Below are 13,017 nucleotides of genomic sequence, written 5' to 3'. Positions count from 1 at the left end.
AACGTCTCACTCCTGTACACACATCATAACTTCATAACGGAAACCGTCGTCCGGACGCAGCGTCCCCGTAACCAGCGCCCCAATCTCGTTGCACAGGTTCTGGAACCGGTCCAGATAACGCTCCAAATCGTGCAGCGGCCATTCATGAATGCGGCTTTCGCCGAACTGCTCGGACAATTGCTCGACTGCGGCGACAAGGGGACCGGTATACAAGGTCACGCCTTCGTCCTCCAGCCGGTACATCGCCTGCACAAAATGATCGACGCAATACCGGATGGAGCGCGGATAAGCCCGCTCGGCCATCAGAAACGCCAGCACATCCTTCGGATGCATATACGGAGGATATTGCCGCAAAAAGGCGTCGCTGCCGCCCACCAGCTCCAGAGCCGTCAGCCAGTACACATATTGACGCGCAGGAAGCTGCTCCTCTGGCTTCATCGCCTTGGCGCAGACGACATTCAGGATGCGGGCCGTCTTCTCGGCGCGTTCCAGCCATTTGCCGGTTTGCACGAACAGATAAGGCGCACCGCGCGGCATTAACGACTCGATGACGCCTTGCGTCGTGAACGATCCTACCTTAACCGCCTGCAAAAACGGGTAATAGTCGCGCAGCTCCCCGCCCTCCTCCGACGACCTGCGGACATTCCAGTACATGTCGTTCAGCGTCTCCCACAGCTCATGCGGGATCGCATCCCTCGCCGACCGGGCATTGTTGCGCGCATAGGAGATGCAACTTGCGATCGAGTTCGGATTGCTCTCCGAAAACGTCAAATAGTGCAAAATCTCACCCGGTACGAGCTCTGAATGGTTGTCCAGATAGTCGGCGAACGAGGCGTTGATTTCCAGCAGCTCCTCCCAATCTCCGGCCAGATTCAGCTCCGCCTCCTGCGGGACGTCCTGAGCAAGTCCATCCGCTCCCGCTCCCGAAAACGAACGGAACGGAGCCCATCTTGCGCCGCTCTCCGTTCCGTCCGCTCGATCCGCTCCGGTAGAAGCCGCTCCAGCCGTCCCCTCCCCTTCTTCCCAAGATTCGGGCATCCGGCTCAGCCTCGCGGCTATAATCCGCGCATTGTTCTCCGCCCGCTCGATATTGCGCGCCATCCAATACAACGTCTCAGCCACCCGGCTCAGCATACGCGATTTCCCCTTTCGCTGAGCACCCAGGTGTCTTTGCCGCCGCCGCCCTGCGACGAGTTGACGACAAGCGAGCCTTCCTTGAGCGCGACCCGGGACAACCCTCCGGGCAGCACATGCGCGCTCTCGCCATGCATCACGAAGACGCGAAGATCGATATGGCACGGGTACACCCTGTCGTTATGGTACGACGGCGCCCTCGACAGCTTCACGGTCGGCTGGGCGATGTACTGTCCGGGGTTTGCCCTGATTTTGATGCGGAACCGTTCGATTTCCTCCTCCGACGCATGCGGGCCAATCAGCATATCGTAGCCTCCGGAAGCGCCCACGGTTTTCACGACCAGCCGGTCGATATGCCGGAATACGTAATCCCGCTGCTCGGGATCGTCCAGCAGATAAGTCGGAACGTTCGGGATAAGCGGTTCCTCGTTCAAGTAATACCGGATCATATCCGGAACGTAGGCGTAGACGCCTTTATGATCCGCCACCCCGTTGCCGATCCCGTTCAGAATCGCCACATTCCCGCGGCGGAACGCCTCCAGCAAGCCCGGAACGCCCAGCATCGAATCCGGCCGGAACGCCAGCGGGTCCAGGAAGTCGTCGTCGATTCGCCTGTAGACGATATCGACCCGCTGCAAGCCGCGGATCGTCTTCTCGTAGACGACATGGTCCAGGACGACGAGATCGCGGCCTTCCACCAGCTCGATCCCCATCTGCTGAGCCAGAAACACATGGTCGTAGTAGGCCGAGTTGTAAGGCCCGGGCGTCAGCAGCACCGCTCTCGGACCGCTCGCGCCGTAATGGCGGAGCGGGGCATGGCTTAACATCGTTTCATGCAGGATGCCGAGCTGGCGGTCCAGCGACAGCACGCTCTGCCGGCGGAACAGCTCCGGGAACGCCTGCCTCATCACAGAGCGGTTCTGGTACACGTACGAAATCCCGGACGGATTGCGCAAATTATCTTCCAGTACGCGGTATTCGCCGCGCTCGTCGCGGATCAGATCGATGCCAGCCAGAAAGATCCGGCTGCCCTTCGGCGACCCCGCAGACACGGCCGGACCGGAGTAATACGAAGGATTGCCGGTCACGAGCCGGGACGGGACGATTCCGTCGCGCACGATGTGCTGATCGCCGTACACGTCATCCAAAAACAGATTCAACGCAGTTACGCGCTGAATCATCCCCCGCTCGATCCGGCTCCACGGACTGGCCGGCACAATGATCGGGATCGGGTCGAATGGCATCGTACGCTCCGTTCCGGAGTTGTCGCTATATACGGTAAACGTCACGCCTTGACGTAAAAAACGAAGTTGGGCCGTCTCATGCTTCCGGCGCAGCTCGTCTGCCGACAGCCGGTGCAGCGCCCGGTATACCGCTTCGTAATGAATTTTCGGAGTACCGCCGGGTTCGAGCATTTCATCATAATAGGTTCCGGTTTCATAAGGCATGAACATCATCTCGGCTCCTCTCGAAATCAGATCGGTTACACCCTTCCATTAACCGTTTCCGCCGGCGTTCAAACAAAGCGGCCCTCCCGCCGCATGAAGCCGCCCCCCCCTTTCCGAATCGGATCGGGCAAAGGGGTGAGCATAGAAAAAGCCCGAGGTTCTCAGGCGAGAACGCTCGGGCCGGTTCGATTTTCCTGCGCTTACGGATTCACTGCTTCACATCGCTCATCTTCAGGAACGTGTCCTCGTCCACGACTCTGCGCGCCGTGACATAACGATTCTTGTAGTAGCTGTCGCTCAGCTTGCTGATGCTGACGCCAACCTTGCTGGCCGAATGGGCGAATTCGCCGTCCCCCAAATAAATGCCGGCATGAGAGATTCCTTTGCCGTCCGTATTGAAGAACACCAGGTCGCCGATCCGGAGGTCTGCCTTGGCGACTTCCACTCCCATTTTGGCCTGGTCCCTCGAAGTACGCGACAGCTCGATGCCGTACTCGTCGAAGATGTACTGCATGAATCCCGAACAATCGAACCCTTTAATCGTAGTGCCGCCCCATTTGTAAGGGGTCCCTACGACTTCCTCCACCGCTCGATCCAGCTGCGTATCTTCGGCATAAGCCGTACCCGCCGCCGCTACGAACAGCATGGAGCTGAGCAGCATAACAGAACCAATCTTCTTCAAAACCCTGCTCCTTCCAGTGCCTGCGAGGTTAGCTCAGGGTTCGGTTGAAGGTTCCCTATGGTCACTTTGAAGCGAGACCAATTCACCCGGTATGGTTCCCCCGCTTCCCGTAAAGGAATTCGGCAATTATTGTTTAAAACGTGGCGCTTTGCTTACATTCGACTCCATTCGACCAAATCCTGCTAATTTCGCGTACGAAAAAATGACAAACCTGCAAACTCTTCAACGCTCCATTCCGGCTGCATGCACAGGTTCAACCGGTGGCGTGGCGGTATGGATCGATACGGGTTAGCGGCAACTGCAACAGAAAAAGCCGCTCCGGTTTCCCGAAACGGCTTGTCTGCTTGTCCATACTAGGCCATACCCGAATTATAGGTGAAGCGACATACAAGGAATATCCCGCAAGATCGCCTTCGAATTGGCCGAGATCCATTCGCGCTGTCCCGCTGTCGCCTTCTCCGATCCCCATATGTCGAACAAAATGAGGCACAGGTCGAGGCGCCGCTTCTCGACGAACATCGGCAGCTGCTTCAGCCAGCCGGACCCGATACGCCGCTCCCGTTCATAACCCCGGAGGAAATCGTCCAGAAACCGGCCCGCAAAGTCCGATACCCGGCCCGGATCGGTCTCGGGCTTCTCCCAGCTCGCAAACACCGACGCATAATATACCGGCATGGCGATATCCTGCAAATAATAATCGTCCCCGCAGTCGTCAAAATCAAAGGCGGTCATCCGGCCCGCTTCGTCCGCGAAAAAGTTGCCATGATGCAAATCGCGATGGCACATTCCGTACCGGCCCCCGTCCTTCGGCAGCCGTTCGACGTCTGCGACGATCCGGGTATATACACGCGCCAGCGCCTGCTTGACGGCTTCCGGCCCTGCCTCATCGCTTCCTTCCCGGTCCCGGTCCGCAGACGGCGCCTCCTCATCGGAAGGCTCCGGATACACTTCATCGAGCGCCGATCCCAGCCGGCGGGGGATGCCTTCCGGAGGGGCATAGGTTTCGCTGTGCCGGTGCATCCGCCCGGTCAGCTGTCCCCACTGTTCGAACAGCCGCGGCCCCCACAACGGGTGATCCGCTCCGACATGCCCGCCCGGAGCTTTCTCGAATACGCCCATCAGCAGCGGCTCGGCTTCCGTCTCGGCCGCCTCCATCAAACGTCCGTTCAGCGATTCGACCGGCCTCGCCACCTGAACGCCGTAGTCGGCCAGCCGGAGCATCCAGTCCAGTTCGGCCGCCACGTAGTCCGGCGTCCGCTTCGTGCTTGGCGTAATCCGTATAATAAGCTCGCGGCCGTCCCTCTCCGTCTCGTATACCAGGTTTTCAAACCCACCGACGTGCCGGATGCGGTCCGTGTCGAACCCGTAACGTTTCGCGGCTTCATGCAGAAAAAGATTCTCGTACAATCTATAATTTGTCGTCGTCACCATATGCCTCCCGATCTATGAACTGAACCGCCGCAGCCGGCTATGCCCGCTTCCGGCGGAGTGCGCTCGCAGCCCTCAAAAATATCAGCGGCCACGGCGTCGCCGCCGTGGCCCGTCTGTTTCGGCTAAGCCGAAATCACCTTTGTAGTCAATTTGCATCACTCCTTTCTGAAGGTTAGCTTTATCATAACCGATCGATCGGCCTTGTTCCATGGAACGTTTCGTTATAACGATTCTGTAAGGCGGCCCCGCCGTCCTTACCCCGCCCCTACTCCCGCAAAGCGTCCCGCAACCTGCTGGACATCGTGCCGGCCTGCGCTACCCGGAGCTTGCGAACCTCCTGCTTCAGCCGTTCGTTCTCGGCGATCAGCTGCGCCGTTCGTTCCCGGTCCACCGCCTCCCGCCGCTCCGCCTCATCCACGAATTGCAGCAGCTCGCTGCCTTCGCGGCCCGCCTCCTGAAGCAACCGGCGCAAAGCCTCGCGTATCGCCTCGTAATCCGTTTCCGCTACGTTATCTTGTTTCATCGTATGATCCTCCAACCTAAAAACATGTCGCTTTTCCATACAACCACCGCATCCGATCCGGCCGCCGTGCTCCGTAAGCCCGCTTTAAAACCCACGCACGTAAGCTTTCGGCACCGGTGCCGCTTCCTTGCCAGCCGCAGCGCGGATCGCGTGAACAGCCCAGTACGGATCGGACAACATCCCGCGCCCCACCCCGACCAGATCGGCATCGCCGCTGGCGACAACCGAATCGGCCAGCGCCGGCTGATCGAGCATGCCGACCGCGATGACGGGCACGTCCAGCGCCTCCTTGTAGGCCCGGGCGAACGGAACCTGGTAACCAGGATAGTTGCCGGGCTTGCGCTTGCCTGCCGGACCTTCGCCTCCGCTCGACACATGGAAGATGTCGACTCCCGCCTCCTTGTACTTGCGCGCGATCGCGAGCGAATGCTCAAGATCGTATCCGCCGTCGATATATTCGACAGCCGAGATACGGAGCAGCAGCGGCATATCCGGAGGCATCACTTCTTTGACGGCTCGGATAACCTGGACGCCGAACAGCGACAAATCTTGCCCGTATTCGTCCTCTCTGCGGTTAAGCGCCGGCGAGTGGAACTGATGGATCAAATACCCGTGAGCGCCGTGCAGTTCGATCGTATCCACGCCCGCCGTCACCGCTCTGCGCGCCGCATCGCGGAACTTGTGGGCCATCGCTCTCGTCTCCTCCGTCGTTAGCGGACGCGGGGTTTTGGAGCCCGGCGCCACCGGGATCGCGGACGGAGCGACCGGCACCTCGGCGTCCTCGGCTTTGCGGCCGGCGTGGGCGACCTGGATGCCGATCTTCGCTCCATGCGCCTGAACCGCTGACACGATGCGGGCGAAAGGAGCGATGTGGTCGTCCGACCATAAACCGAGATCATAATCAGTAATCCGGCCGTCCGGCTCAACGTCCGTCATCTCCACGATAACCAGTCCGGCGCCGCCGACCGCCCTCGACGCATAATGGACGTAATGCCAATCTCCCGGCTTCCCGTCCTTCGTATCAACCGAATATTGGCACATCGGAGGCATCACGATGCGGTTGCGGAGCTTCAAGCCTTTATACGTAAACGGGGTATGCAAACGGTTCATAGAGATCCCTCCAAAACATCTTTTAAGAGGTTGTTCAAAAAGTCCACTTTTGATCACGAAGCCGATCTGGAAGCCTGCTCGACATCGAATATGGAATTCAGCCGGAACTTTCGGTGCTCACGTAGGTCCCACTCCGCTCCGCTCCTCATTTACTAGCTTCATCCCATCTTCTCGGTGCTGAAAACCGGACTTTTTGAACTCGCACTTTAATCGTATTAGCCGGTGCGCGTTATCTCACCGGAACCAATCCCTTTATTTTACTACTAACAGGCATCCGCTACAAAAAACGGCCCGTTCCTCATTCCTCGGAGGAATGAAGCGGGCCGTATCTTGCATTTACTCCGGCAGCGAGTTCAAATATTCCCGCACCTGATCCGGAGTTTTGGCGAATTTGCTGTGCAGGTGGGCGATCTTCTGGCCGCCGCGGTAGACGAGCAGGCTCGGTATGCCGCGAACCTCGTTCTCCTCGGCGATCGGCTGAAACTTCTCGGCATCCATGCTGACCCACGTTTTATCCGAATGCTCGGCGATGATGTCATCCAGAAAACGGTCCAAATTTTTGCAATCCGGACACCAGGTCGTATAATATTTCACTACAGTCAGCTCGTCCCGGCCCGTCAGCTCCCGAAACTGCTCGACGCTTTGAATGTTATCCATCTCAGACTCAACCCCTCATAATAATATCGGTATCGTAAAATGCGGCCAGTCTCGCCGCTTCGTCCTCCAGCCCCGCCCGGATAGCAGGTTTCATCTTCGAAGACGAATCGAACCATTCCACCTTCAGCTCGATCTGGTTCCGGTTTTTCTCCAGCTCCCAGTTGCCGGCCATCCGTCCGTTCACGAGCACAACCGGATAGATCCAGCCCTGATTGCGATAGACGAGCGGCTTGTGCTGCTCCGCCAGCACGTAGTCCGACCGGTGCGACAAGGAAACGGTATACGGGTCGAAATGCGGCAGCAGCCGCACGGTATTGTCCGGAATCGAAGCGGCCCGGATATCCTCCACGGTTGAGCGAAGCGCCCATGCTTCCCGGCCGTCGACCGGAACGGAGACGATATCGCCCTCCAGGCTGCGGAACACTTTTTTCGCTTTGGAAGGGTCGATTCCCCACCAGCGGCCGAAATCTTCGTATAGGGCAGGGCCGAATACAGACAAATAGTGCCGTCCGGCCTCGCGCAGCAGCGCCTCCGTGGACTCGGCAGGCTCTCGCCACTTCGGCAGCCAGCTCTCCGGACGCACGAACGTCACATTTTGCCCTTGGCTAGGCCCGAAGCAGAGCAGCCCTTCGTGCGCCGCAGGCTTGAGCAGCGCTCCCCAGCCCGATAGCAGCAGCTCCCGGAGCGACTCATGACCGGTATGCGCGACAATTTCCTCCGCGAGCTGTTCCCGCGTTAGCGGCTCGCTTCCCAGCCGGCTGCGCAGACCGTCGCTTATCGCATCCATCTGCTCCTGTGTCACCCCATGGTGCGCCAGCCAGGACGGTCTGCGGTAAAATGCGGACATGCTTTCCCGTAATCCGCTCAACGTTCCCGGCATGGCGTCAGACGGCAGCAGATGAAGTGTTCCCCGCATCGCCCATGTTTTCGCGAGCGTTTTCTCTTCCCATAAAGCGCGCTGTATATGCTCGGGTTGTATGTCGTCGGCACGCGCCCCTATCGCAAGCTCCGCCGCCGACATGACCTGGGCGTGCACACCGCCGATTTTGCGGACCGCGTCCAGCCAGTCTTCCTTGCCTTTCCGGCGAAGAAGCCCCTGCCGTTCGAACCGCCACGCGGCGACTTGCTCCCCAGTCAATCCTTTTGCGGACATATCGATTACCCCATCTTTCCGTGTACCTGCCGGCTTGCGTCAAGCCATACGCCGGAGGCTTCATTTCACTTTCGGTGCAAGTATACCACGCTTATCCGCAGCTCGACAAACTGGGCCTCCGCCCGTACGGATGCCGGGGCCATCACGGCCGCCGTATGGGAAGCGGACAAGACGCTCGGCGGCTCCGGATGCGTCGTTTCGTATCGTCCGTTCCGTCTGCTCAGTGGCTCAAATCGTCCAAATTGATCAGTTTCCAGTCCGGCGTGCCGTCACGCGTCAAAAACCACGTGTCCATAAACTGATCGTTCGGTTTGCGAATATGCTCACGCGCCGCCCAAATCTCGCTCAGCCGGAAAGTCGGCGAGGCGTTGCGGATCAGCAGCGAGATCGGATAGGACGGATCGTACGACTGCTTCTTCGACTCCTTCCGCTTGATGAGCGCGTTGAGCTGCGCGATCAGATGAGCGAGCGACAGCGGACTGGCCGGTCCGCTAGCGCCGTTGTCCGGGCGGCCCAGCAGCGCCTTCGCTTCGGCGGCGTCGTAGAACAGGTGCGTAATCTCCAGACCGATCTTCGTTCCGCGGGAATCCTGCAGAATCGCGTCCGGCCGGTCGTGCTGGTACAGCAGCCGCAGCTTGACGTGGTGGCGCCCGTTGTACAGGCGGATAAATTCCCGGACGGCAGCCCGCTCCAGCATTCGTTTCTCGACATTATGTCTGTTCGTCATTACGGGTCACCTCCCGTGCGATTCTTCGCTTCGTCCTTCTATACTCTAATAGTAACGTCCGATTCCCCGATGCACAACCGCAAGCGGACGCCCTGCATCAGTTGCAGCGCCCTTACGGCCTGTCCGCGAAAATATGCGCCGCATCCCTTTTCACCGGACGACTGAAAAGGTACAATGCAAGAGAAGCTTAGACCGGGACGACCTGCCCGGCCCATTTCGAAAGGAGTCCGATCCGTTATGCACTACGTCGCTCTGCTGACGATTATCGATCAAGAATTAAACGCTAAAGTCCGTCCCGCCCATCTTGACTACCTCGACAGACTATACAAGGAAAACAAAGTAGTGATGGCCGGTCCGTTCACGGATAAAAAAGGCGGCATGGTCATCTACCGCGCCGATTCCCCTGAAGAAGCGCGGGCTCTGGCCGAGGCCGATCCGGTCGTAGCGGAAGGCGCCCGTACGCTGGAGCTGCGCGAATGGAATGCGCTTTCGTTCCCGCTCTCCTAAGACGGAACCTCCTTATAGAAAACGCCCGAGAAGGAGAATTTCCTGTCTCAGGCGTTTTTTTTAGTAGATACCCGGAATAGCCGGGACATCCTCCGCACCCTCCGTTACGACAACGTTTCCCATCTGGCCCACAGTTCCTTCGGGTTGCGTTCATAGATCTGGTTATCCCGGAACATGTATTGGTGCATGATGAACTCCCGGCGAATCGTCGCATAATCTTCGTGGAACCGGCCGATGTACTCGTTGATTTCTTTCTCCGTGTAGGTGTTCCCCGGCTCCAGCCCGGATACGAGATGCTCGAGCACGATCAGCTTTTTCTTCAATTGGGCGGGAATATGTTTCAGTCTGCCGTCGGCCGTAAAAAAGTTTTTCAGCACCGACTGCTGCAGACGCATCTGAGCCTCATCCACTGCATTCTCCTCCTCTCCCGCGGACTTATCGATCAGTTCGAGGACGGCCGTACTGTGCGCTTGTATAAAATACCGGTTCAGCGAGAAAAAAATCGTATTTTTGTCCCGCCGTTCGTTGATCAAGCCAACCTCGCGCAGCTTCGCCGCATGATGCGTGACGGTCGCCGGCGAAATGCACAGCTTCATGGCAAGCTCCTGACCGTTCCGCTCGCCATCCGCCAGCAGGACAAGCAGCCGGATACGCGTCGGATCGGCCAACGCTTTATGGTAATTGACGATTTTCTCTAATTGCACGGGACCCCTCCGCCCTCCATCAGAAACAATTCGACATAAATCTAATTCGCTATATATCTAATTGTATATTAATCTAATCACTTTGCATTTTCAAGCTCTTTCGCTCTTCTGGCGCTAACAAAAAAAAAGACCGCCCTCTAAAGAGAGGTACAGTCTATCCTATACACGCGAAGCGCAAGGCAGCGCAGCTTACTTTCAGTTCGCCCCTTGCCCGTTCCCGGCCCCCATCAGCCAGCGGTCCAGAAAGGCGTACGCCATACGGCGGATGTCCGGCGGAAAATCATGGTCTTTCACAGTCATAACGGCCTGAAACCGGTCGTCCGCCCCGAGAAACTGATACAGCTTGTAAAGGTCCTCCATACATTCGCCGATCGCCTTCCAGTGCGGGAATATCCGGTCGCTTTGGCCGAAGTAATGAAACGAAGGCACCGGAGCTGCGAGAGCCGCAATCTCGTGAAATTCGAAAGGCACCTCGAACCGGCTCAGCGCCTCGGTTACTTTCGGCAGATGCGTATACCAGTCGCGGACGCCCCAATGCGTCGGACGATGGTCGCCGTAGAAGGGGCTGAAGCCGCAACTGCTGACGACCGCATGGACCCGTTCGTCCAATCCGGCGAGGAAATACGCGTTGTAGCCGCCGAACGAATGCCCGATCACTCCGATCCGGTCCGCATCCACACCGCTTAGCGAACATAGCAGGTCGACACCCTGCATATGGTCAAGCACATTTTTGCCGACGGTGGACCATTCCGGGTACCGCTCATAAAACGGTTTGCTGTGAAAGGAGGACAGTCCTTCGTAGATCCGCTCCCCGGCCGTCAAAGCATCGGGGGCGAGCACGATGTAGCCCCGGGAGACGAGCTCCAGCCCGTATCGCCTGTTCTCCCGGCCGTCAACCGTAGCAACGTTCGCCTTCCCGCTCTCATGCGTCGGATGAAGCGCCAGGACGGCGGGACGCCGTCCGTCCGAGCCCGCTCCGCCCACGGAATCGTCCGGGATCAGCAGGTAGGCGGTAACCGTATCGCCCAGAGCCGTATCGTACAGGAGATGAATCCTCGTATGGCTGCTCTCCTTCGTTTCGCCAAGCGTCTTGCAGGAAACCGGGACGCGGTCCGGGACGCCGCCGATGAAGTCCAGCCACTGCTGCCGAATTCCGCTCCGCTTGCGCTCCCAGTCTTGCGTCTCCTCCAATCCGTCCAGCAGCTTCGGGACGCCTCCCCGATTCAATTCGTATAAGTTGTAAGCCATCGGTGTCTCTCCTGTTTGGGTATGATTTGCCGCTGCCGTGCTCTGCCGAGGTTATACCGGCGACCTCGGCGGAGCCGGCTGCGGTCATTCGCTTCGTGCCGCTACTTCGTCTTGCTTTTCTCCTTCTCCACTTCCTGCTTGAGCAGCTCGTCGGTCTTACGGAGCACCGTATTCACATCAGACTTGCCCTGAGCGGCTTCCACGAACGCGCTGCGCAAATGCGTGTCCGCGATGTTCGTATCGATCAGCGTCATCCCTTTGGCGCGCGCCGGGCGAAGCGGGGCGAATTCATAATACCCGACGGCCTTCATATTTTTGCTCTTATGCACGGCGCTGTCCTGGCCGAGCGCATTCATCATGTCCTTGCTTGCGACCGTCGGCAAAAAGCCGTTCCGCGCATCCTTCATCTGCACCTCGTCGCTCAGCATCTCCATGATGACCTGGAACGCTTCGTCCTTGTACTTGCTCTGCTTCGTGATGAGCAGATACCCCGGCGGGAAGATGCCGATTTTTTTGGGCGCCCCCTCGATAACCGGAATGGAAACCATATCCCAGTTTTTGATCATGCTCAGATCCAGGTACGGCGAGTAAATATCGGCATGGATCGCGACCGTCCCTTTCTGGAACGCATTCTGCTCTTCCGTCAGCGTCGGAGCGATCGGATTGTTCGGAATTTGGTAAAACCGCGTGTAGTTGTCAAAAATCTTTTTCCACGTGTCGAAGCTGGATAACTGGTCTTTGGCCGGATCGAGCGTGGAAAGCGAGTATTCGTTGTAGGTCATAAACGTAGCGACAAAGGCAGAAAAGCCGCGGTAAGTGACTCCATCCTCGACCCGGGTCATTTTGCGGGCGACTTCGTATACCTCATCCCAAGTCATGCCGTCCTTCAAGTAAGGCTGACCGAATTTGTCGAACAGGTCTTTATTGTAGTAGAGCACCCTTGAGAAAAACGGCGACACCGGAAGGCCGTATAGTTCTCCGTTTTGCGACGTCAAATCTTTAAAGCCGTTAATAAAAATCGGATTAAACCGGTTCAGATCGTACTTGTACTTCGTTACCAGCTCGCGCAGGTCGTAGCCGAGCCCCATGTTCAAATAGTTGGTGTGCACCGTGCTGGAGATATTGCGGATGATATCGGGAATTTCGCCGCGGGCGACATACTCCTGAATCGTGTTGGCCGCTCCGGCCGTCGGCAGCCAGACTACCCGGATATGGGGGAATTTTTTCTGCAGCACGTCCTTGAAGCGGGTGTTGAACTCTTGCTCGGATACGCCGAGAGCGTGTATTTTCAGTTCGATCGGCTCAGGCGGCTTCTCCGCCTGCTTAGGGGCTTCCTTCACGCCGGGATCGGCAACCTTCGGAGCCGTCTCACCCCCGCTGCAAGCGGCCAACGTTCCAATAAGCAGCAAACCGGCCATGCCGGCCAGCAGCCTTGTGTTAGTAACCAATAGGATCGACCTTCCTTTTCTCTTGTTTGAATAGGCAGCCTGCAACTCAAGCACCTTTACCTTGAAGGCGATATGCGAATCGGTCTAATGTGAACCGCTTACAACACTCCTTTCCGTTTATGGATCGGAAACTCCTTCTGACTGACTGAGCTTAGGAGGATAAAACAAACCTCTTTTCTAATACGCAACTGATATTTAACTTACAACAAAAACTATATTTTAGAAGTTAGATAATGTCAATATAC

The 13,017-nt window shown here is 57.7% G+C and carries 13 protein-coding genes and 1 riboswitch; of the genes, 1 reads left to right on the top strand and 12 read right to left on the bottom strand.

What is annotated here, in order from left to right; genetic code table 11:
- Positions 1-6: 6 nt before the first annotated feature.
- The 9 genes from AC3Y2E_RS20360 to AC3Y2E_RS20320 all read right to left on the bottom strand — a co-directional run bounded on the left by AC3Y2E_RS20360 (position 7) and on the right by AC3Y2E_RS20320 (position 8,865).
- Positions 7-1,134: an alpha-E domain-containing protein gene (locus AC3Y2E_RS20360; protein ID WP_379213563.1), complete on the bottom strand. Its 1,128-nt coding sequence runs from the start codon at positions 1,132-1,134 to the stop codon at positions 7-9.
- Positions 1,128-2,588 (bottom strand): circularly permuted type 2 ATP-grasp protein, encoded by a 1,461-nt coding sequence (locus AC3Y2E_RS20355; RefSeq protein ID WP_379213687.1) that lies wholly within the window; start codon positions 2,586-2,588, stop codon positions 1,128-1,130. Before AC3Y2E_RS20355 ends, AC3Y2E_RS20360 begins: the two co-directional genes overlap by 7 nt.
- Positions 2,589-2,790: 202 nt before the next feature.
- On the bottom strand, positions 2,791-3,264 hold the full coding sequence (locus tag AC3Y2E_RS20350; protein WP_190927592.1) for a C40 family peptidase: 474 nt from the start codon (positions 3,262-3,264) through the stop codon (positions 2,791-2,793).
- 2 nt (positions 3,265-3,266) lie between these two features.
- A riboswitch (cyclic di-AMP (ydaO/yuaA leader) is annotated at positions 3,267-3,399 on the bottom strand.
- A 234-nt stretch (positions 3,400-3,633) separates the two neighbouring features.
- A complete protein-coding gene (locus tag AC3Y2E_RS20345; RefSeq protein WP_379213560.1) occupies positions 3,634-4,695 on the bottom strand; it encodes a phosphotransferase enzyme family protein in 1,062 nt (353 codons plus the stop codon).
- Positions 4,696-4,960: 265 nt separating this feature from the next.
- Positions 4,961-5,218 (bottom strand): hypothetical protein, encoded by a 258-nt coding sequence (locus AC3Y2E_RS20340; protein ID WP_379213557.1) that lies wholly within the window; start codon positions 5,216-5,218, stop codon positions 4,961-4,963.
- 84 nt (positions 5,219-5,302) lie between these two features.
- On the bottom strand, positions 5,303-6,328 hold the full coding sequence (locus AC3Y2E_RS20335; RefSeq protein ID WP_379213555.1) for an NADH:flavin oxidoreductase/NADH oxidase: 1,026 nt from the start codon (positions 6,326-6,328) through the stop codon (positions 5,303-5,305).
- Between the two features lie 336 nt (positions 6,329-6,664).
- On the bottom strand, positions 6,665-6,985 hold the full coding sequence (locus AC3Y2E_RS20330; RefSeq protein ID WP_332073348.1) for a thioredoxin family protein: 321 nt from the start codon (positions 6,983-6,985) through the stop codon (positions 6,665-6,667).
- A 7-nt stretch (positions 6,986-6,992) separates the two neighbouring features.
- Entirely contained in the window at positions 6,993-8,138 is a 1,146-nt protein-coding gene (locus AC3Y2E_RS20325) for a winged helix DNA-binding domain-containing protein (RefSeq protein ID WP_379213553.1), read from the bottom strand.
- 220 nt (positions 8,139-8,358) lie between these two features.
- On the bottom strand, positions 8,359-8,865 hold the full coding sequence (locus AC3Y2E_RS20320; protein ID WP_379213551.1) for a hypothetical protein: 507 nt from the start codon (positions 8,863-8,865) through the stop codon (positions 8,359-8,361).
- Positions 8,866-9,102: 237 nt separating this feature from the next.
- Here AC3Y2E_RS20320 and AC3Y2E_RS20315 point away from each other — a divergent pair, with 237 nt between their 5' ends.
- On the top strand, positions 9,103-9,372 hold the full coding sequence (locus AC3Y2E_RS20315) for a YciI family protein (protein WP_332073351.1): 270 nt from the start codon (positions 9,103-9,105) through the stop codon (positions 9,370-9,372).
- Positions 9,373-9,476: 104 nt separating this feature from the next.
- Here AC3Y2E_RS20315 and AC3Y2E_RS20310 read toward each other — a convergent pair whose 3' ends face one another.
- The 3 genes from AC3Y2E_RS20310 to AC3Y2E_RS20300 form a co-directional block, all read right to left on the bottom strand.
- Entirely contained in the window at positions 9,477-10,076 is a 600-nt protein-coding gene (locus tag AC3Y2E_RS20310) for a DUF2087 domain-containing protein (protein WP_190927606.1), read from the bottom strand.
- Positions 10,077-10,271: 195 nt separating this feature from the next.
- Complete coding sequence (locus AC3Y2E_RS20305; RefSeq protein WP_379213548.1) at positions 10,272-11,324, bottom strand: alpha/beta hydrolase family protein; 1,053 nt, start codon at positions 11,322-11,324, stop codon at positions 10,272-10,274.
- A 101-nt stretch (positions 11,325-11,425) separates the two neighbouring features.
- The gene (locus tag AC3Y2E_RS20300) at positions 11,426-12,772 is read right to left on the bottom strand and encodes an ABC transporter substrate-binding protein (protein ID WP_379213546.1); all 1,347 of its coding nucleotides are present in this window, start codon (positions 12,770-12,772) and stop codon (positions 11,426-11,428) included.
- Positions 12,773-13,017: the final 245 nt, after the last annotated feature.

This window comes from Paenibacillus sp. MAH-35, assembly GCF_058135425.1.
This window is presented reverse-complemented; position numbering and strand designations above follow the sequence as displayed.

Coding starts and splice junctions, on each gene's coding strand:
- AC3Y2E_RS20360 (WP_379213563.1), bottom strand. CDS start 1,134: ATGCTGAGCCGGGTGGCTGAGACGTTGTATTGGATGGCGCGCAATATC.
- AC3Y2E_RS20355 (WP_379213687.1), bottom strand. CDS start 2,588: ATGTTCATGCCTTATGAAACCGGAACCTATTATGATGAAATGCTCGAA.
- AC3Y2E_RS20345 (WP_379213560.1), bottom strand. CDS start 4,695: ATGGTGACGACGACAAATTATAGATTGTACGAGAATCTTTTTCTGCAT.
- AC3Y2E_RS20340 (WP_379213557.1), bottom strand. CDS start 5,218: ATGAAACAAGATAACGTAGCGGAAACGGATTACGAGGCGATACGCGAG.
- AC3Y2E_RS20335 (WP_379213555.1), bottom strand. CDS start 6,328: ATGAACCGTTTGCATACCCCGTTTACGTATAAAGGCTTGAAGCTCCGC.
- AC3Y2E_RS20330 (WP_332073348.1), bottom strand. CDS start 6,985: ATGGATAACATTCAAAGCGTCGAGCAGTTTCGGGAGCTGACGGGCCGG.
- AC3Y2E_RS20325 (WP_379213553.1), bottom strand. CDS start 8,138: ATGTCCGCAAAAGGATTGACTGGGGAGCAAGTCGCCGCGTGGCGGTTC.
- AC3Y2E_RS20320 (WP_379213551.1), bottom strand. CDS start 8,865: ATGACGAACAGACATAATGTCGAGAAACGAATGCTGGAGCGGGCTGCC.
- AC3Y2E_RS20315 (WP_332073351.1), top strand. CDS start 9,103: ATGCACTACGTCGCTCTGCTGACGATTATCGATCAAGAATTAAACGCT.
- AC3Y2E_RS20305 (WP_379213548.1), bottom strand. CDS start 11,324: ATGGCTTACAACTTATACGAATTGAATCGGGGAGGCGTCCCGAAGCTG.